Source organism: Mycobacterium sp. IS-3022 (genome assembly GCF_001500065.1).
Taxonomy (GTDB): Bacteria; Actinomycetota; Actinomycetes; order Mycobacteriales; family Mycobacteriaceae; genus Mycobacterium.
In genome coordinates this window covers 57,949-75,983 of record NZ_LQIN01000002.1, presented here as the reverse complement: position 1 = coordinate 75,983, position 18,035 = coordinate 57,949, and the positions used below count along the sequence as shown (strand labels likewise).

General features: G+C 66.6%; 18 protein-coding genes. 6 read left to right on the top strand and 12 right to left on the bottom strand.

Annotation, left to right across the window (positions count from 1 at the left end; all coding sequences use genetic code 11):
- The 8 genes from AU188_RS03655 to AU188_RS03620 all read right to left on the bottom strand — a co-directional run bounded on the left by AU188_RS03655 (position 1) and on the right by AU188_RS03620 (position 7,943).
- Complete coding sequence (locus AU188_RS03655) at positions 1-345, bottom strand: hypothetical protein (RefSeq protein ID WP_172799387.1); 345 nt, start codon at positions 343-345, stop codon at positions 1-3.
- 90 nt (positions 346-435) lie between these two features.
- Positions 436-1,095: a hypothetical protein gene (locus AU188_RS03650; RefSeq protein ID WP_059162367.1), complete on the bottom strand. Its 660-nt coding sequence runs from the start codon at positions 1,093-1,095 to the stop codon at positions 436-438.
- A 487-nt stretch (positions 1,096-1,582) separates the two neighbouring features.
- Positions 1,583-3,034, bottom strand: coding sequence for a class I adenylate-forming enzyme family protein (locus tag AU188_RS03645; protein ID WP_059162366.1), 1,452 nt, complete (start codon positions 3,032-3,034; stop codon positions 1,583-1,585).
- Positions 3,031-3,831: an enoyl-CoA hydratase/isomerase family protein gene (locus AU188_RS03640; RefSeq protein WP_059162365.1), complete on the bottom strand. Its 801-nt coding sequence runs from the start codon at positions 3,829-3,831 to the stop codon at positions 3,031-3,033. Before AU188_RS03640 ends, AU188_RS03645 begins: the two co-directional genes overlap by 4 nt.
- Positions 3,828-4,640 carry an enoyl-CoA hydratase/isomerase family protein gene (locus AU188_RS03635; RefSeq protein ID WP_059162364.1) on the bottom strand — a complete coding sequence of 271 codons (813 nt, stop codon included), beginning with the start codon at positions 4,638-4,640 and terminating at the stop codon, positions 3,828-3,830. Before AU188_RS03635 ends, AU188_RS03640 begins: the two co-directional genes overlap by 4 nt.
- Positions 4,637-5,884, bottom strand: coding sequence for an acyl-CoA dehydrogenase family protein (locus AU188_RS03630; protein WP_059162363.1), 1,248 nt, complete (start codon positions 5,882-5,884; stop codon positions 4,637-4,639). Before AU188_RS03630 ends, AU188_RS03635 begins: the two co-directional genes overlap by 4 nt.
- Positions 5,881-6,687 carry an enoyl-CoA hydratase/isomerase family protein gene (locus AU188_RS03625; protein WP_059162362.1) on the bottom strand — a complete coding sequence of 269 codons (807 nt, stop codon included), beginning with the start codon at positions 6,685-6,687 and terminating at the stop codon, positions 5,881-5,883. Before AU188_RS03625 ends, AU188_RS03630 begins: the two co-directional genes overlap by 4 nt.
- Positions 6,684-7,943, bottom strand: coding sequence for a hotdog family protein (locus AU188_RS03620; RefSeq protein ID WP_059162361.1), 1,260 nt, complete (start codon positions 7,941-7,943; stop codon positions 6,684-6,686). Before AU188_RS03620 ends, AU188_RS03625 begins: the two co-directional genes overlap by 4 nt.
- Positions 7,944-8,042: 99 nt before the next feature.
- Between AU188_RS03620 and AU188_RS03615 the strand changes: the two genes are divergently transcribed.
- On the top strand, positions 8,043-8,852 hold the full coding sequence (locus tag AU188_RS03615; protein ID WP_502687584.1) for an enoyl-CoA hydratase/isomerase family protein: 810 nt from the start codon (positions 8,043-8,045) through the stop codon (positions 8,850-8,852).
- Between the two features lie 2 nt (positions 8,853-8,854).
- Here the strand turns inward: AU188_RS03615 and AU188_RS03610 are convergent, their stop codons facing one another.
- Complete coding sequence (locus AU188_RS03610; RefSeq protein WP_059162359.1) at positions 8,855-9,721, bottom strand: SDR family NAD(P)-dependent oxidoreductase; 867 nt, start codon at positions 9,719-9,721, stop codon at positions 8,855-8,857.
- A gap of 55 nt (positions 9,722-9,776) precedes the next feature.
- On the opposite strand from AU188_RS03610, the gene AU188_RS03605 reads away from it, so the two are divergent.
- Positions 9,777-11,351 (top strand): class I adenylate-forming enzyme family protein, encoded by a 1,575-nt coding sequence (locus AU188_RS03605; RefSeq protein WP_059162358.1) that lies wholly within the window; start codon positions 9,777-9,779, stop codon positions 11,349-11,351.
- Here AU188_RS03605 and AU188_RS03600 read toward each other — a convergent pair.
- Positions 11,344-11,754 carry a Zn-ribbon domain-containing OB-fold protein gene (locus tag AU188_RS03600; RefSeq protein ID WP_059162357.1) on the bottom strand — a complete coding sequence of 137 codons (411 nt, stop codon included), beginning with the start codon at positions 11,752-11,754 and terminating at the stop codon, positions 11,344-11,346. The two genes, AU188_RS03605 and AU188_RS03600, sit on opposite strands and share 8 nt — an antisense overlap.
- Positions 11,754-12,899 (bottom strand): acetyl-CoA acetyltransferase, encoded by a 1,146-nt coding sequence (locus tag AU188_RS03595; RefSeq protein ID WP_059162356.1) that lies wholly within the window; start codon positions 12,897-12,899, stop codon positions 11,754-11,756. Before AU188_RS03595 ends, AU188_RS03600 begins: the two co-directional genes overlap by 1 nt.
- Positions 12,900-12,939: 40 nt before the next feature.
- Between AU188_RS03595 and AU188_RS03590 the strand changes: the two genes are divergently transcribed.
- Genes AU188_RS03590 through AU188_RS03575 form a run of 4 tightly spaced genes read left to right on the top strand, consistent with a single transcriptional unit; the run spans position 12,940 to position 16,811 of the window.
- On the top strand, positions 12,940-13,767 hold the full coding sequence (locus AU188_RS03590) for an HpcH/HpaI aldolase family protein (RefSeq protein WP_059162355.1): 828 nt from the start codon (positions 12,940-12,942) through the stop codon (positions 13,765-13,767).
- 32 nt (positions 13,768-13,799) lie between these two features.
- Positions 13,800-14,915: a TauD/TfdA family dioxygenase gene (locus tag AU188_RS03585; RefSeq protein WP_059162354.1), complete on the top strand. Its 1,116-nt coding sequence runs from the start codon at positions 13,800-13,802 to the stop codon at positions 14,913-14,915.
- The gene (locus AU188_RS03580; protein ID WP_059162353.1) at positions 14,912-15,985 is read left to right on the top strand and encodes a hydroxyacid dehydrogenase; all 1,074 of its coding nucleotides are present in this window, start codon (positions 14,912-14,914) and stop codon (positions 15,983-15,985) included. Before AU188_RS03585 ends, AU188_RS03580 begins: the two co-directional genes overlap by 4 nt.
- Before the next feature lies 1 nt (position 15,986).
- The gene (locus AU188_RS03575; protein WP_059162352.1) at positions 15,987-16,811 is read left to right on the top strand and encodes an enoyl-CoA hydratase/isomerase family protein; all 825 of its coding nucleotides are present in this window, start codon (positions 15,987-15,989) and stop codon (positions 16,809-16,811) included.
- A gap of 15 nt (positions 16,812-16,826) precedes the next feature.
- Here the strand turns inward: AU188_RS03575 and AU188_RS03570 are convergent, their stop codons facing one another.
- Positions 16,827-18,014, bottom strand: coding sequence for an amidohydrolase family protein (locus AU188_RS03570; protein ID WP_059162351.1), 1,188 nt, complete (start codon positions 18,012-18,014; stop codon positions 16,827-16,829).
- Positions 18,015-18,035: the final 21 nt, after the last annotated feature.

Genomic DNA, 18,035 nt, shown 5'->3' with positions numbered 1-18,035 from the left:
TCAGCGGCTCGGATGCTGCGCCGTGCGCTCTTCGTGGATCTTCACCAATTCTCGGAATCCGATGGATTCGTACTTCGGCTTGGGTTGGACACCCCACTCGTCGCGTGCGGTCTGTTGGCCGGCCGCCTCCGGGGCGCCACCAAGCGGGGGCCCGCCGATCGGGTAGGGCTGCTGGCATTCGAGGCTGTCGTCGGAATAACGCACCTTCAGCAGTTCACTGCAGATCTCGGTCAGTGACAGCGTCGGCCAGCCGTACCAGACCGCCATCACCGGGACGGTCAGCGACCCCTCGATGACCAATCCGAAGAGGCAGAAGTACAGCCCGCGCTTGAGCCACTTGTGCATACGCGCCCACGTGGAGGTGGTTCCGAGAGGTAGCGACTCTTCCGAAGCCGTTGACTCAGTTGTGCTAGACACCACGGTCCTTTCGCCAGGCTAGTCGGAGAAGATTTCTCGATTTACGGTGTGGAGATACGGGATGGCGAGGAACGGTGTGATGTAGAAGATGTTGAACGCCCACCACCCGAAAACAGGCAAACCGACTGCGGCATAACGGACATCGGCGTACATCGTCATATTGAAGATGTAGCCGGTCCATATGACCACGCCGAACCAGCACGTCACAATCGTCCACTGGTGTCCCCAACGCTTCATCTGCAGCAGTGCGATCGCGGCCGCGATCCGCATCGGGAACACGATCAGGACGCAGACCATCACCCACGCCTTTTCCCCTGGGGCGCCTGCACCGCCGATCCAGAGTTCGTTGTAATGCCAGAAATACCCGCCGTCGATCCAGTTGCCCCACGCGGTGAAGACGGTGCGGGTGATCAGGGCGTGATTGGCGAATAGATCGAGCGCCCAGCCGATGCTGTTGATCGCACCGTCGAGGATGATGACGTAACCGATCAGTGTGACCATCATCGGCCTGACCGACAAGCCGTCGCGTTGCGCCTTTCTCAACAGATAGATGCCGCGGCAGAACACCGGCAGGCCGACGATGCCCAGAACCAGGGTGCCCATGAGTGCCGTACCGGCGATGCACCACAGATCCGCGCGCCGTTGCGCATCGCGCGTTCGTGCCTCGTGCTCGTCCATGGTGAGTGACGGGTTCAAGCTCATCGTCGGGCCTACCAATCCCTGGTGAAGTACATCTGAACCTGGATCGCGAACATCGCAATCAGCACGCCGTAGATGAAGATCTGAAACGCGATCAACCCGCGTTTGCGGCGCCGATCCTGTTCATTCATGGAATTCCTAACCCTGCCCGATCAGAACGTGCCGATGTTGCCCAGCATCCAGTAGAAGAACGCGACCAGTCCGCACATCACACCCCACGTCACGGCCAGTCGGACGAGTTCTTGCCACACTATTGGCCCCTTTACCTGCGAAAACCTCAATCCTGAGCGAGAATAGCACTGTTCTCAATAATGAGAAGCATCATTTCCAGATGCGCAGCTGCGCGAGGGTTTCGCCGCCGCCATGGATCATCACCACCGCGGCGAGCGCTCAAGCTTGTACGCGACACGCCGAGTGCTGGCGTACATACCTGAGCGTTCGTGGCCGTTCGTCGCAGAGTTGGGCCCTATGCGTCGGCCAGCGCTGCGAGTTCGCGTTTGACGACCTTGCCGACGTCGTTGCGTGGTAGTCGCTCGACGAACACCACCCGCACGGGAACTCGATAGGGCGTCAGGCGCTCGCGACACCAGGTGATCAGGTCGTCTTCGCTGGGCGCGTCGTCGGCACATGCGACGAACGCCCACGGCACTTCACCGAGTCGCTCGTCGGGAACTCCCACAACGGCGGCCTCGCGCACCCCATCGGCCGCGAGCAACACGTCTTCGACGGTGCCGGGGAACACCTTCAGCCCGCCGCGGTTGATCATGTCGGACACCCGCCCGTCGAGCCAGAGAAACCCGTCCTCGTCGAACCAGCCGAGGTCGCCGGTGTGGAACCAGCCGTCGTCGGTGAGCCTGTCGAGGAAGGCGGGGTCGATCTTGCGGGCCGCGGTAGTCGGGGTGCGGACCATCACCTCGTCGTCGGCGATCATGACGTCGATGCCGGGCAGGGGACGCCCGACGGAACCGAGTTTCGTCTCACCCCATTCGCGGGCGTCGGCGGCCGACCAGCCGACGACCTCTCCGCCGAGTTCCGTTTGGCCGTAGGAATTCAGCACGAGCACACCGAACTTGTCGCGGAACCGGGCGGCCTGAACGGGCGACAGGGGAGCGGTGATGGACCGGACGATCTTCAGCGGCGACAGGTCGGTGACCGACTCGTCGTGCAGCACCATGGTCAGCGCTGCCGGGGGCAGGACCGTAGAGCGCAGCTGGTGGCGCTTCACCAGCGCCGCGAAATCCGCCGGTGAGAATCGGTCCATCAGCACCACGCCGGAGCCCGCCCGAAAAGCGAACAACACCTGGTAGATGCCCGCCCACAGGGACAACGACAGTGGCACCAGGTTGGGCATCGGCACCCGATTTGCGTTGCGGCTCGGACTGTTTGTCCCCCGGAGTTTGGCCAGCAGCCGGTCGATCAGGTCGAGCACGGTGGCGTGCCGCAGCGGCACTGGCTTCGGGGGACCTGTGGTTCCGGACGTGAATTGCAGCAGCGCGACATCCGAGTCGTACTGCCGCGGCTCGTCGGGCCTGCCGGTAACCGGCGTGAGCGTCCACTCCAATCCCGATCCGGAGACGACAGGTAGGGCGAATCCGGGGAATCGTTGGGCCAGTTCCGGCGTCGTGATGACCGCGACGGGTTTGAGGGTTTCGAGTTGGGAGGCCACCTCCGCATCGGCGGCCCTCGGGTTGAGGGGTGTGTAGACGCCGCCGGCACGCCACGTGCCGAACAGCGCCGCGACGGTGGTGGCGTTGTTGGGCAGCATCGCCGCGACGACCTGGCCGGTCGCGAGGCCGGCTTCGGCGAGCATCGCGCCCAGGCGCTCCACGCTTGTCACGAGGTCGTCGCGCGAAACGTCGACCGTCAGCGTGTGCACAGCGGTGTCGGGAAGACCGGCCAGCAGCTCGGTGAGACTCACGAGTCTGCCTCCAGCGGTCGCCAATTGGGAGTCCGCTTGTCGGCGAATGCCTGTGGGCCCTCGTTCTGGTCGGGATGGCCCCACATCGACGTCAGGTGTTTGGCGCCCTCGCGGCACGCGTCGGTCAGGCCGTGCTCGAGCGCACCCCACAGCGCGCGTTTGGTGGCCCGCATCGCGGCGGGCGAGTTCCTGGCGATCTTCTCGGCCAGTTGCTGCGCGACGTCGCGCAACCGTTCGGGCGGGTCCACCACCTGGCTGATCATGCCCAGCTCGTATGCCCGTTGGGCGGTGAGTCGTTCATGGCTGCCGACGAGCGCCATGCGTAATACCGCCTCGGCGGGCATCTTTCGCATCAGCGCAATCGTCTCCAGCGCGCTGACCTGACCGATGGAGACGTGCGGGTCGACGAACGTGGCGTCGGACGACGCGATGACGATGTCGGCGTCGGCGACCCAGTGCAGCCCGCCGCCCGCGCACACTCCGTTGACTGCGGTGATGACGGGCTTACCGACGTTGCAATGCCACCCCGTCAGCTTCAGGTCCAGGGTCCGCATGGTCTCCTGGAACTGCTGCACGCCCTCGCCGTCGAGATCCTCGACGTCTGCGCCCACCTGGAACGCCCTGCCGTTGCCGGTGTGCACGATCACGCGCACATCGGGGTCGGCGTCCAGTTCCGCCCATGCCTTGGGAAACTCTTCGCGCATCGTCTGGTCGTACGCGTTGAGATGGTGGGGCCGGTTGTTGGTGATCCAGCCGACCGGACCGTGCCGCTCGACGATCAACCTCTGATAGGTCACGAAACCTCCACCGGTTCAAGCGGTTGCCAGCGTGCTGGACGCTTCTCGCGCCACGCCCGCACCCCTTCGGCATGGTCGGGGTGATCACGCAAACGCCAGATCTCCGCGGTGGCCGCGGTTCTGGCGTCGGACAGGCCGACCTCCAGGGAATTCCACAACGCCTTCTTCGTGGCGCGCATCGCGGTGGGTGAGTTGGTCGCGATGGCCGCGGCGAGCTGTCCGGCCGCCGCCCGGAGTCGACCCGCCGGCACCACCTCCGAGACGATGCCCAACTCGTATGCGCGCGTCGCCGAGATCCGTTCGCCTTTGCCGCTCAGCGTCATTCGGGTGATCGCCTCCATCGGAGACTTGCGCAGCAGCGTGATCGCCTCATACGCGACCGCCTGCCCCACCGATACGTGCGGATCGACGAACGTTGCCTCCTCGGCGGCGATGACGATGTCGGCGTCGGCGACCAGATGCAGACCACCGCCAGCGCACACCCCGTTCACCGCCGCGATCACCGGCTTCCACACGCCGCAGTGCCAGGACGAGATCTTCAGCTCGGCGTCCCGGGTCCGGCGCGAATGCTTGCGCATGGCCTGCTTGTCCCTGGCGACCTGAACCACATCCATGCCGGTGCAGAACGCCTTGCCGTTGGCGGTGTTCACGATGACGTGCACGTCGGGGTCCGCGTCCAATTGGGCCCACGCGGCCTCGAGTTCGTCGAGCATCAGCGCATCGAATGCGTTGCCGGCATCGGGGCGATCCAAGATGAGCCAGCCGACGCCGTCGGATTTCTCGACGATCAGTCGCTCGTAGCCGCTCAAGAGCGTGGAATCTCCTTCCAGGGCTTTCCTTTCCACGGGTCCGGCTCTTTCGGCAGGCCGAGCACGCGTTCGCCGAGGATGTTCTTGTTGATGTCGGTCGTGCCGCCTTCGGTGCCATTGGCGAGGCTGCGCATCATGCCCTGCACCTCACGCGGCAACATGTCGGGATCGTCGGTGGCCGGCCATGCCACCGCGGCGGTGCCCAGTAGGTCCACCATGAGGTCCTGGATCTGCTGGTTGAGCGTGGCCTGATGCACCTTGCCGATCGAGGACGCCGCTCCGGGAGATTGACCGGCCGAAAGGGCCGCGCACACACGGGCGTTGGTCCAGCCGCGGATCTGCTCCTGCGCCCAGAGCCGCATGATCTTGCCTCGCACGACGGGGTCGTCCCACCGCCCGGTCTCCTGGGCCAGTGCGATCAACCGCTCTGCGCTGGAGCCGCCGAGGCGGCCCATGCCGCCGGAGCCCGACCCCGACACCATTTGTCGTTCGCTCGACAGGGTCGACGCGCTGACCCGCCAGCCGTCGTTGACCTCCCCGACCCGATGCGCATCGAGCACCCGTGCGCCGTCGAGGAAAACTTCGTTGAATTCCGCCTCACCGGTGATCTGACGCAGCGGCCGCACTTCGACACCCGGCTGGTGCATGTCGAGCAGGAAGTACGTGATGCCCTTGTGCTTCGGCTGATCGGGATCCGTGCGGGCGAGCAGGATCGCGAAGTCCGCCTCGTCGGCCCAGGTGGTCCACACCTTCTGCCCGGAGATCACCCAGTGGTCGCCGTCGCGCACCGCTCTGGTCGCCAGCGACGCCAGGTCGGAGCCCGCGCCGGGCTCACTGAAGAGCTGACACCACTTCTCCTCGTTGCGGACGATGGGCGGCAGGAAGCGCCGCCGCTGCTCTTCGGTTCCGTGGCTGAACAGGGCCGCGGCGGCGTTGTTGAGCCCCAACGGATTGAGCCGAGTGAGCCGCAGCGGGGCGATCACGTTCTCGATGGCGCGAGCGACGTCGTTGCCGATGCCGAGACCGCCGTGTTCGGGCAGCCAGGTCGGCGCCACCAGTCCCGAGTCCGCGAATGCCGGATACCAGGCGCGGTAGTCGGCTGGACTGCGCACCGCGCGCAACGCTTTGGGCCCGTCGGCCGCCGCGGTCCGCCATTGCGCGGGCACCTCGGCCGACACCCACTGCTCGACTGCGGCGACGGCTTCGGCGGCGCTGGTGGATTCGTCTATCGGAAGCACGGTCAACGCCCCTGGAATTTCGCGTCGCGTTTGTCGCGGAAGGCAGCCAGACCCTCCTTGAAATCCTCGCTGCGGCTTGATAGTTCGAGCGCCATCGCCTCGTTCTGCAGATGACGGTCGAGGTCCAGGCCGTTGCCGCTCTGGAGCAGCCACTTGGTGAGGCCGAGGGCAACCGTCGGTGCGGCGGCCAGCCGATCGACGAGTTCTTGTGCGGCAGCGTCGAGTTCGGTGTCGGGATGGGCGCCGTGGATGATGTTCCACTCGGCGGCCGTGGTTCCGGACAGCTCCTCGCCGAGCATCAGCAGCCGGCGGGTGCGGACCATCCCGACGAGCCGGGGCAGCAGCCAGGCCGCGCCACTGTCGGGTGTGAAGCCGCGCGCCATGAACGGTTCCCAGAACCGGGCGTCCTCGGCCGCGATGCAGAAGTCCGACGCCATCGCGATGTGGAAGCCCAGCCCCGCCGCCCAGCCGCGGACCACCGCGACGACGGGCACCTGGGTCTCGAGCAGCAGTGGAATCAGCCTGTTGGCCTTGTTGGGCAGCCGACGCTGGGTGCTGCCCACGCGCGGTTTGCGCTCCGACTTCGCATTTCTGGCGATCAGATCGGAACCCGCGCAGAAGGCCGGGCCTTCGGCATCGATGCGGATGACCCGAACCGATTCGTCGGTGCCCGCGGTGGCGAGGTGTCCGACCATCGCGTCCAGCATGGTGTCGTTGACGGCGTTGCGGTGATCGGCGCGGTCCAGCGTGAGACACAGGACCGGGCCCTGCTGCTCGGCCCGAAGCCCGGAAACGCTCTGGTAGCTCATCGCTCCCCGAACCGGGCCGACACGGCCGTCATCAGATCGGTCAGGTTCGTCGCCCCGCCCGGCGGATCGGGCAGGCGAACGGGGCCGCGCTCCCTGCTGGGCAGCAGGATCGTGGCGTGGCCCGGCGCGGTGACCTCGCCGCGGTGATTGGTCGCCGCGAGGTCCACGTCGATCGCCGGCAGGTCGCCCTCGGCGAGGTACTTGCGGGTGACGACGCCTGTGATCGTGTGCAGGTCGCCGACGTAGTTGAACAACCGGAACTCGCAGTCGAGCTTCCACAGCCAGGCGTCGTCGCCCATCCAGTCGGTGCACAGGTGGATGAGCCATGTTTCGCGCATGCGGCCGTAATCAAAAGTCGTCGGGTTACCCGCATTTCGGGCGGCGCTGGGCTCCCAGTGCACACGCTGCTGGACGTCCGGCACACCGTGCTCGTTGGGTGTGTAGAACCGGGGGATGCGTTGGCGATTGCGCCAGGCCAACCTCAGCGGCCGCACCCCGTACATGCCGGTGCCCATTCCGACGTGCCAGCACACCATGTCGGTGACGGTGAGCGGACCCTTTGTGAGCGAGCCCATCTCGTCGCCCTCGGCCACGTTCTCCCACCAGCGCGGCTCGGCGCCGCGGGGGGCCTCGCGGGCGTACCGCTCGTCGATCTCGGCGATCTCGTCGGCGGTCCACGTCTTGAGGTCCACCGACTCGTACTTCTTCCGGCCCCTGGCCTTGCTGCGTTCGGTGCGGATCATGTTGCGGTACTGGCCGCCGAGGATGGTGCCCTCGTCGTCGCGGAATATTTGCGCCGACCATTCGTGCACGGCGCGACCGGCGAAGTCGCTGCGCTTGTCCAGTGCGGCGACAAGGGCGTTGCGCCGGAACACCCGGCGGTTGGCACGCAGCGGCGCCCACCACTCCCGCGACGACGAGGCGTAGAAGGCGTGAACACCGCGCAGCGGGTCGCCCTTGGTCGCCGCGCGGTCCTCGTCGGAAAGCTCGGTGACCTCATCCTCACCGATCAGGGTGTCGCCACCGACCAGCGCCGGCGGCGCGATCGGCTCGCCCCACACCGATTTCGTCGCGTATTCGGGATCCGACCACAGCGGGTTGGCGTCACCGTAGCTTTCCGCGACATGGCGAAAGGTGTCCTCGTTGGGCCGCAGGTAATGCGGGGGCTGGGTGTGCGGGACGGCGATGCCGATGCTGGCGCGCAACCTGGACAGGCCCTCATCGGTGATCTGGCCCGCCGCCGAGGACTGGGTCACGCATCGCCTCCTCAGTTCGGCCCATATCGTCGCTGGCGACGTCGGCGGAAATTAAGATACCCGAAAACCGGAAACGTCGTTAACGCAGGGGTGAGCCAGTTGGTCGAAGAGCAGGCAGGGGTTTGGGTCGACGTCGGAGCAGACGGCATCTGCCGGATCACGATCGACCGGCAGGATGTCGGAAACTCGTTGTCCCCGTTGGCACGTGATGCGCTGACGAAGGTGTTCGACAGCGCCAGCGACGACCCGTCTGTGCGTGCGGTGTTGTTGCGAGCGACGGGGGATCGGCACTTCTGCTCGGGTGCCGGATTGGGGCCGCATTCGGCGCAGCCTCCGTCGGACAAGAGGCCCGGCGACATCGCCCGGATGCTGCAAAAGGGTTGGCAACGACTGGTCTGCTCGGTGCTGGACTGCGACAAGCCCGTCGTCGCCGCGGTCAAGGGTGCGGCCGCGGGCGCCGGCGCCAGCCTGGTGCTGGCCTGCGACCTGGTCGTCATGTCGAGGGATGCGAAGCTGGTGGAGGCGTTCGTGCACCGCGGCATCCTGCCCGATTCGGGCGCGATACACCTGCTGACCAGGATCGTAGGGCTGCGCAAGGCCACCGAATTGTTGATGCTCGGCGAACCCGTCGACGCCGCGACCTGTGAGCGACTCAGCCTGGTCAACCGCGTGGTCGCGCCGGATGAAACCGACGCGGCCGCCGAGGAACTGGTCGGACGACTGGCGGCGGGCCCCACCGTCATGCTGGCGCTGACCAAGCGCCTGCTGTCCGTGTCGTCGGAGTCGGGCCGCGACCGCGCCTTCGAGCAGGAGGCCTGGGCGCAGGAGGTGGTGTCGCGGACCGCGGACCTGCAGGAGGGCCTGAAGTCGTTCGCCGAGCGTCGCCCACCGAACTTCCAGGGCCGCTGACGTCAGCCGTTGCCAGGCCCGCCGCGAATTGTGAACGTCGCGCTGTCGTCGATCTCGTCGATCGCCTCGGCAACGGATTCCGCTGTGAGTGAGCGGTTCTCGATCCCCTTGGTGACGCCGATGAACACCCGCGACACCTTGCCCGCACCCACCGAGTAAATGTGCGCGGTGCGGTCGCAGTCACGGTGGGACAGGTAGACGACCACCGGTGTGACCAGCTCCGGGTCCATCGCCTTGCCTGCTTCGCCCATGATGTCCTCGGTCATCCGGGTGCGTGCGATCGGTGCGACGGCGTTGATGGCGATGCCGTTTCGTGCCCCCTCGATGGACAGGACGTGCATCATGCCGACCAGGCCCATCTTGGCGGCGCCATAGTTGGCCTGCCCGAAGTTGCCGAACAGGCCGGTGCCAGAGGTGGTTTGGACGATGCGTCCGTAGTTCTGCTCGCGCATGATGGGCCACGCGGCACGGGTCACGTTGAAGGCGCCTTTCAGGTGGACCGACAGCACCGCGTCGACCTGCTCGGCGGTCATGTTCTTGAACGCCGCGTCACGGAGGATGCCCGCGTTGTTGACGAGGATGTCGAGCCGACCGAAGGCATCCACCGCCGCGGCGACGATGGCGGCGCCGCCCTCCTCGCTCGCGACGGAGTCACCGTTGGAGATCGCGGTGCCACCGGCGGCGGTGATCTCGTCGACCACAGCCTGCGCGGCCGAGATCGAAGCACCACTACCGTCGACCGCGCTGCCGAGGTCGTTGACCACAACGCGGGCGCCTCGGCGGGCGAGTTCGAGTGCGTGACAGCGGCCGAGCCCTCCGCCCGCACCTGTGACGACGGCTACCTGATCCTCGAAAGTCATGAGCGGCATGCTTGAGAGGTTACATTTGCGTGGACGAGAATCCGCATTTGCATCGGAGGGCACCATGAGTGGGGGTACCGCGCTGCTGCGCCATGCGCGGCGGCGAGCGGACGGTCTGCGCTCCAAGTATCGGGCCGCCGGTTTCTGGTCGGACCGGCCGCTCGACGTCGTACGCTTCACCGCCGAGCGGTATCCGACGCGGCAGGCGCTGGTCACCCGCGCCGCCGAGCTGACCTACGCAGACCTCGACGAACGGGTCGACTGCGCGTCGCACAAGCTGAGAGACGCAGGTGTCGGTGCGGCGACGCCGGTGGTGGTCGTGGCCGGCAACGACATCGGCTCGGTCGTCGCGGTGCACGCCGCCACCCGGGTCGACGCGGTGGTGCTGCTGGTGCCGCGCAGCGCCGGGCCGACGCAGGTCGCCGACATCGTGGCACGCACCGGCGCCGAGTACGGGGTGGCTCCCGGCTGGGCTGCCACAGGGGAACCGGCGTTGCGTGACGCCTGCCGTTGGATCGACCTCGCCCGCGCGTCGGACGTGCCTGCGCCCAGTCGGCCGATGCGGCCCGCCGACGAGCCGTCCTTCGTGCTCTACACCTCGGGCACGACGTCGCGGCCCAAGGGAGTCATCCATTCGCTGAGCACCCTGGCCAAGGCGTCGGCGAACTACATCGCGGCGGCCGGTCTCGGCGCCGACGACCGCATCTTCCTCATCAGCCCGCTCGCCTCGGTCACCGGTGTGCTGCAGGCGTTGTTCATCGGGCCCATGCTCGCCGCGCCGGTGGCGCTCGAGGACCGGTGGGACCCCGCAGACACATGCGATCTGTTGCTGTCGTCAGGGGCGACGTGGTACGGCGGGCCGGACCGGCTGCTCGACCGGCTGCTCGACGAAGTGGCCGCCCGGGAGAAGGAAGTGCCGTTGCGAGCGGTGTATCTCGGCGGCACGATGCTCGACCGGCGCATCGTCGAGCGGGTCGAGGACGATTTCGAGATCGTCGTCATGCGGGCCTACGGATCGTCGGAGGTACCGGTGAGCACGTCGGGGCTGCGCACCGAGAGCAAGGCGGTGCGGCACGCGGATGACGGTGTGGCGCTGGACGATGTCGACGTGCGCGTGGGGTCCGTGGGCGACCCGACCGAGTGCTGTATCAAGGGCCCGCATGCGTTTCTCGGTTACACGGAAACCGAGGACGACGTCGACGCGTTCGACGGGGACTGGTTCCGAACCGGCGATGTGGCCGAGGTCAGCGAGAAGCGGGTGCGCATCGTCGGGCGGATCAAGGACATCGTCATACGCAACGGCATGAAGATCCCGGCGGCGGAGGTCGAGGAGGCGGTGGCCGCAATACCCGGTGTGCGTGAGTGCGCCGCGTACTCCGTGGCCGACGCGACCACCGGCGAACGGCTCGCGGTGGCCATGGTGCTGCACGACGGCGTCGAGTTGTCGCTCGCCGATGTGGCCGGCGAACTGGTCGCCGCGGGTATGCCGAAATACAAGCTGCCCGAGGAGCTGGTGTTCTGGGACGAGCCCCTGCCGCTCAACGCCAACGGTAAGGTGCGACGCAATACGCTCGAGGCGCTGTCGGAGGGGCGGCCGCGGATCCTTGCCGACCGCCTCGCGGAAGATGGAGTCAGGTGACCGGCCGGAAGACCGGTACGACGAACCCGTCGTCGTCCTCGCGGAAGTGGATCTCGAGTTCCATTCCGGCGCAGAGTCGTTCGACTGGACAGTCGGCGAGCTGCGTCATCAGCCGCGGTCCTTCCTCGAGATCGACCATGGCGACGGTGTAGGGCAGCCGCGCATCGAAGGGTGCGGCGTTCTGGTGGATCACGCTCCACGTGTAGAGGCGCGACCGGCCGCTCGCGGGCACAAGGCGTACGTCTTCACTCCAGCAGTGCGGACAGAATGGGCGGACGTACAGGGAGTTTCGGCCGCACGCGCTGCATCGGTTGATCATCAGCACCCGGTCCTGGACCGCCGCCCACCAGGATTCGCTGTCGGTGTCGATGGTCGGCCGGTTCTGACCTCTGGGCGCCTCCATCACTGCCTCCCGAGGATCATCGTCGCGCTGTGGGTGAAGAAGCCGCCCATCGCGTGCACACACGCCAGCCGGGCACCGTCGACCTGTCTATCGCCGCATTCACCGCGCAGTTGCCGAACCGCCTCGACCATCAGGAACATCCCGCGCATGCCAGGGTGGCACGAGGCGAGGCCACCGCCGTCGGTGTTGGTGGGTAGCGCACCGCTCGGGCGCAGTGCGCCGGAGCCGATGAACGAACCACCCTCGCCCTTGGCGCAGAAACCCAGATCCTCCACCGTGAGCAGCACGGTGGAGGTGAACGAGTCGTAGAGCTGGCACACGTCGATGTCGGCCGGCCTCACTCCCGCTTGCGCAAACGCGCGCGGACCCGATTGTGCCGCCGCGGATGTCGTGAAGTCGGGCCACTCGCTCATGCTCACGTGCGATGCGGCGTCGGCGGCGCCGAGGATCCAGACCGGTTCTTTGGCGCAGTCCTTCGCCACCCGTTCGCCGGCGAGCACCACTGCACCCCCGCCGTCGGTTCGCAGGCACACGTGCTTCGAGGTGAAGGGGTCGGCGAGCATCGGTGCCGCCGCGACATCGTCGGCGGTGATCCTTTCGCGCTCAAAGGCGTTCTCGTTCATCGCCGCCCACTCATGCGCGGCGACGGCGACCTCGGCAAGTTGCTCTTCGGTCGTCCCGTACTCGATCATGTGGCGCCTGGCCGCCATGGCGTACTTGGCGATGAGTGTGGCGCCGTAGGGCGCTTCGAACTGCATGGCGCCCCCGGTGCTCAGCGTCGCCGCCGAGGCCCGCACCCGCCGCTTGACGTCGGAGCGTGCGGTCGACCCGTACGTGAGCAGGGCGACGTCGATCTCGCCTGCGGCGATCGCCGCGGCGGTGTGTCGCGCCATCACCTCCCACGATGATCCGCCGACGTTGGTGGCGTCGACCCACTTCGGTCGCAGGCCCAGGTATTCGCTCACCTCGATGGGCGGCAACAACGTCCCGTGGCCGCCGAAGCCGTCGATGTCGTCCTTCGTCAAGCCGGCGTCTGCCACGGCGCGTCGTGCGGCCTGCGCCATCAGCGCCATCGCCGTCTTGTCGGGCACCCGCCCGCAATCGGACAGTGCCGCACCGACGACGGCGACCCGGTTTCCGGACATACGTAATGGTTACCACACCGATAATGGCGTTAACGAGCTAGTGGAATCCCCGTTCTCGGTCGGTTACCGTGGGTGGGTGCCGGGACCGCTGCGAGACGCCTTACGGGGCGATCGCCTGGTGTTGTGCCTCGCATTGCTGAATGCCCGCACCCCCGACGTCCCCGGGGTCGCGGCGGCCTGCGGATACGACGCCGTCTATATCGACCTGGAGCACACCTCGTGCTCTCTCGAGGCGGCCGGGATGCTCTGTGTCGCCGCGCTCGGCGCCGGCATCTCCGGCCTGGTGCGGGTGCCGTCGCTCGATCCCGGCGTCATCGCCCGAGTCCTCGACGGCGGCGCAGTGGGAGTGATTGTGCCGCACGTGAACTCGGCACAGGAAGCACAGGCGGTCGTTGACGCCGCTCGATTCCCGCCGGTCGGTCATCGGTCCATCTCCGGCCCCAACGCGGTGAGCGGATACGTCCCACGCCCGGCCGCCGAACTCACGGCCGAACTCGAACGCCACACGGTGGTCGCGGTGATGATCGAAACCCCCGAGGCGGTCGCGGCCTGCGACCAGATAGCGGCCGTCGGCGGCGTGGACATGATCCTTCTCGGCCCCAGTGATCTGACCGCGGAAATGGGCATCCACGGGGAATATGAGAATGAGCATTTCCACAGTGCAGTACACTCGGTCGCAGCGGCCTGTCGTGCACATGGTGTGGCGCTGGGAGTGGCGGGGATCAAGTCCCTTGACCTGCTGGAACGCTTTGCAGGGCTGGGTCTGAGATTCATCTCGGCGGGAACCGACGTCGGGATGATGACCGAGGCCGCCACTGCCCGCGCACACGCTTTGCGTGGGCTCGAAACTCGCACGGCCCGCCGATAACCGAAAGCCTCGTCACGACAACAGGAGGACGGATGCCCACCGCGATCTACACCGAGCAAGTCACCGACCCGATGGCATGGACCGGCGCCGACTTCACGAGCAAGGAGGACTTCGCCTTCGACCTGTCGTCGCGCAATGTGGCCGCGCTCGAGTCAATTCTGGCCAAGACCGCGCACAAGGACCGTGACGACATCACACCAGAAGATGCTCGGCATCCGGACCTCGACGACGACCTCGCCCGGCTGTATCAGGACCTGATGTTCGGTAAGGGCCTGGCGTGCGTGCGCGGATTCCCGGTCGAGCAGCATTCAATCGAGGATATCGAACGCATCTACTGGGCATTCTGCACCCACCTGGGCTACCTCGTGTCGAACAATTCCTTCGGCCATCGCATGGTGCGGGTCCAGGAGGAGGTACTGCCCAACGGAGTACAGCCCGCCCGCGGTACGAAGTCGAGGGCGGAGCTCGCGATGCACAACGACGCAGCCGACATCCTGTCGCTGCTGTGCGTGTACCCGGCCGCCGAGGGCGGCGAAAGCCAGTTCGCCAGTGGGCCTGCCGCGCACAACCGGATCCTCAACGAGCGGCCTGACCTGCTGCCCGTGCTCTACCAGGGCTTCCCGCATCACCGGCGCAGCGAGCAACCCGACGATCAACCGGACGTGACGCCGTACGACGTACCGGTGTTCTCCCAGATCGACGGTCGTATCTGCATCAACTTCACCTACAGCAGCATCCTGCCCGCGATGCATACACTCGGCCGCGAGTTCACCCCGGAACAGAACGAGGCCATCGAGTTGCTGCGCAACATCCTCGTCGAACAGCAGGTCGAGTTCCGGCTGGAATCCGGCGAAGCGGCCGTCGCCAACAACTTCGCGATGTGCCACTCGCGGTCGGACTTCGTCAGCAGCACCGATCCGAAGAGGGCACGCTGCTTCCTTCGGGCGTGGATGGAGGTGCCGCGTGAGGACCGCCGCCTCCCCATCGGGCGGGAGTACTTCCACATGGAGAACAAGGACCTGCGGCTGGGCTACGACCCCGTACTAGGGCGTGACGGCTCGATCGCCCGCAACGACTACAAGAACGTCAACGAGGAACTGGCCGACATGTTCAAGGCGGCGCAGGCGAAACCCAAAATCAACCGATGAGGACCCGGCCGCGGCTGGTCTACGAGAGATGGACCGATCCGGTCACCGGGGACATCCTGGCCGGTGGCGACGTGGAGGTCGTCAAACTCGACCTCGCGGTGCCCGACGAATACGGTTGGGCGGCATTGGAATCCGCACACGGATATCAGGTCGTCACGCGCACCGACGTCGCCTCTATCGCCGACGGTGCGCAGTGGCTGGTCGGGCAGGCGCTGGTGGACCGTTGCCGACAGCTACTCGCCGTGTGCTCGGCGGGCGCCGGCTACGACGTGATCGACGTCCAGGCGTGCACGCGCGCGGGAATTGCGGTGTGTAACAACTCCGGTCCGGGCGCTGAGGCGGTGGCCGAACACGCGTTGGGCTTGATGCTCGACTTGGCCAAGAAGATCACCGCGGCCGACCGGGCGCTACGCAGCGGTCCGCTCGGTGATCGGTTGGCGCTGCGGGGCAGCCAACTGCTGGGCAAGACGCTCGGTGTCGTCGGCCTGGGTGCCATCGGTGGTCGGCTCGTGGAATTGTGCGCCCCGTTCGGGATGGAAACCCTGGTCTTCGATCCCTACGTCGACGAAGCGACCGCCCGCGGAAGGGGAGCGACCCTGGTCGGGCTCGACGAATTGGTCGAACGGTCGGACTTCGTTCAGGTCACCTGTCCGTTGACCGCCGAGACGCGAGGGCTGTTCGGCGCCAAGCAGTTCGCCGCGATGAAGCCGTCGGCGTACTTCATCACCACCGCACGTGGTCCGGTACACGACGAAGGGGCCCTGTACGACGCCTTGGTCGGCGGCGAGATCGGCGGAGCGGGACTCGACGTGTTCCACGAGGAGCCCCCGCGGCCGGACAACCCGCTGTTGCGGCTCGACAACGTGGTCGCCACGCCGCACGTCGCCGGCATCACCGTCGAGGCGGCTCGCGATATCGCGGTCGCCACCGCCAGGCAGTGGCAGGACATCTTCGCCGGACGCATGCCACCCCGGCTGCTCAATCCGGAGGTGTGGCCGCGCTACTGCGACCGCTTCCAAGAGATCCTGGGCATCCGCCCGACCGCCCGCGACGCCGCCGCTGTGGAGTGAGATGAAGAACTACGACACGATCACGTTCGAGGTAACTGGGCATACCGCCTGCGTGACCCTGAACCGGCCGGAGGTGCTCAACGCGATCAACGACGAGATGATCGCCGAGCTCACCGAGGTGTACGCCGAAATCGAACGCTCGCAGGACATTTGGACCGTCATAGTGACGGGTGCCGGCCGCGCGCTGTGCGTCGGGGCGGATGTCAACAAGGCGGCCGACCACGACATGGAGAACGTGCCGGGCATCGACAACCAGGGCGATCCCATCTTGAGCTCGATGCGGCAATGGGATGCGCCGCAGGAGGCGACGCCACCGTGGCTGCAGATGACCAAACCGATCATCTGCGCGGTCAACGGCATCGCGTGCGGTGCGGGCATGGACCTCGTCACGACCGCCGACATCACCATCGCCTCCGAGCGGGCGACGCTGATGGACCCGCATGTCAGCATCGGCGTCACCTCCGGGCGCGAAGGGGTCAGGCTGGCCCGCATCCTGCCGCTGCCCGTGGCCATGCGGCTGATCCTGATGGGCAAGCACGAACACCTCGACGCGCAGCGCGCATACGACCTCGGTGTGTTCACCGAAGTGGTGCCGCACGACACGCTGATGGACCGGGCCTGGGAGATCGCCGAGATCGTGAACTCCAATGCGCCGCTGGCGGTGCGAGGATCGCGAATGGCCGTGCGCAAGGGCCTATCGCTGCCCATCTACGAGGCCGAACTGCTCGCCGAGAACTACCGGATGAAGGTTGCGCTCACCAAGGACGCCATCGAGGGCCCGCGCGCTTTCCTGGAGAAGCGCAAGCCCGACTGGAAAGCCCGGTAGGTCTTCGCGGAGAAATCAGGTGAGCCCGAAGAAGTTCTTGGCGTTGGTGGACAACACCTTCCGCTTGGTCTCTTCGTCCAGCCCCTCGGTCGCCTTGTTGGCGACGTCCATGCTGTGCGGCCAGTTCGTGTCGTTGTGCGGGTAATCGGTCTCGAACATGAGCTGGTCTTCGCCGACGAGATCGAGGATGCGGAACGCGACCGGGTCACCGAACGTCGAGAACCACACCCGACCCGGCACCTGGGTGCTCGGCGGTTCGGTCAGCAACGGGTGGATGCCGCCCCACGCCCGGCGGTCCTCCCAGACCTCGTCGACGCGCTGCAGGTAGTAGGGGATCCATCCGGCCTGCGCCTCGGCGAACGCGATCTTGAGTTTGGGGAACTGCTTCAGCTTGGCCGAGAACAACCAGTCGACCAGGGCGATGGTGCAGTTGACGGCCATCAGCGCGCTGGTGACGACGTGGGGGGAGTCCGGTGAGGACTTGGTGAGCGACGAGCTCGATCCGATGTGGAGCATGATGCCGACGTCGTTGCGCTCGCATGCGGCGAAGAACGGGTCCCAGTAGCCGCTGTGGATGGACGGCAGGTCGAGTCGGGCAGGCAGTTCCGAGAAGCACACGGCGGGCATGCCCTTGGCGGCAACGCGTTCTACCTCCCTGGCGGCCAGCTCGACATCCCAGAGCGGGATGATGCCGAGCGGAATGAGCCGGCCGTCCGAGCTGCCGCTCCACTCGTCGGTCTGGAAGTCGTTGTAGGCCTGCACGCATAGCAGGGCGAGCTCCTTGTCCTTGCCGTACAGGAATCGTTGCCCGCAGAACCGGACCAGCGTGTTGGGGAAGCAGGCCGAGGCCTCGATACCGGCGATGTCCATGTCCGCGAGCCGGTCCGCCGGGCGGTAGCAGCCCGGGCGCATCTCGTCGTAGGTGATCGGATCGGTGCTGAGCTCGTCGAGGTCATATCCGGCAGCGGCGCTGATGAGCGGGATCGGGATGATCGAATCCTCGTAGTGCCAGATGTCGGCGTCACGACCGTCGTCGTCCTCGATGAACGCGACATCGGAAGTGACTGTCGGATCCATCCGTCCTCGATGTCGGACGATCCGCGGTCCGATGTCCAGGTAACGCTCGGGCAACCGGCTGGTCCACAGATCAGCCGGTTCCACCAGATGGTCGTCCGGCGAGACGATCAGGATGTCTGCGCTCAACGCTGCACTCCTTCGGGAACG

What these genes read in the sequence shown, in the direction of transcription:
- AU188_RS03595 (WP_059162356.1), bottom strand. Translation starts at nt 12,899, where the DNA reads ATGTCCGGAAACCGGGTCGCCGTCGTCGGTGCGGCACTGTCCGATTGC.
- AU188_RS03575 (WP_059162352.1), top strand. Translation starts at nt 15,987, where the DNA reads ATGAAGAACTACGACACGATCACGTTCGAGGTAACTGGGCATACCGCC.
- AU188_RS03585 (WP_059162354.1), top strand. Translation starts at nt 13,800, where the DNA reads ATGCCCACCGCGATCTACACCGAGCAAGTCACCGACCCGATGGCATGG.
- AU188_RS03625 (WP_059162362.1), bottom strand. Translation starts at nt 6,687, where the DNA reads ATGAGCTACCAGAGCGTTTCCGGGCTTCGGGCCGAGCAGCAGGGCCCG.
- AU188_RS03600 (WP_059162357.1), bottom strand. Translation starts at nt 11,754, where the DNA reads ATGGAGGCGCCCAGAGGTCAGAACCGGCCGACCATCGACACCGACAGC.
- AU188_RS03580 (WP_059162353.1), top strand. Translation starts at nt 14,912, where the DNA reads ATGAGGACCCGGCCGCGGCTGGTCTACGAGAGATGGACCGATCCGGTC.
- AU188_RS03655 (WP_172799387.1), bottom strand. Translation starts at nt 345, where the DNA reads ATGCACAAGTGGCTCAAGCGCGGGCTGTACTTCTGCCTCTTCGGATTG.
- AU188_RS03605 (WP_059162358.1), top strand. Translation starts at nt 9,777, where the DNA reads ATGAGTGGGGGTACCGCGCTGCTGCGCCATGCGCGGCGGCGAGCGGAC.
- AU188_RS03610 (WP_059162359.1), bottom strand. Translation starts at nt 9,721, where the DNA reads ATGCCGCTCATGACTTTCGAGGATCAGGTAGCCGTCGTCACAGGTGCG.
- AU188_RS03650 (WP_059162367.1), bottom strand. Translation starts at nt 1,095, where the DNA reads ATGGACGAGCACGAGGCACGAACGCGCGATGCGCAACGGCGCGCGGAT.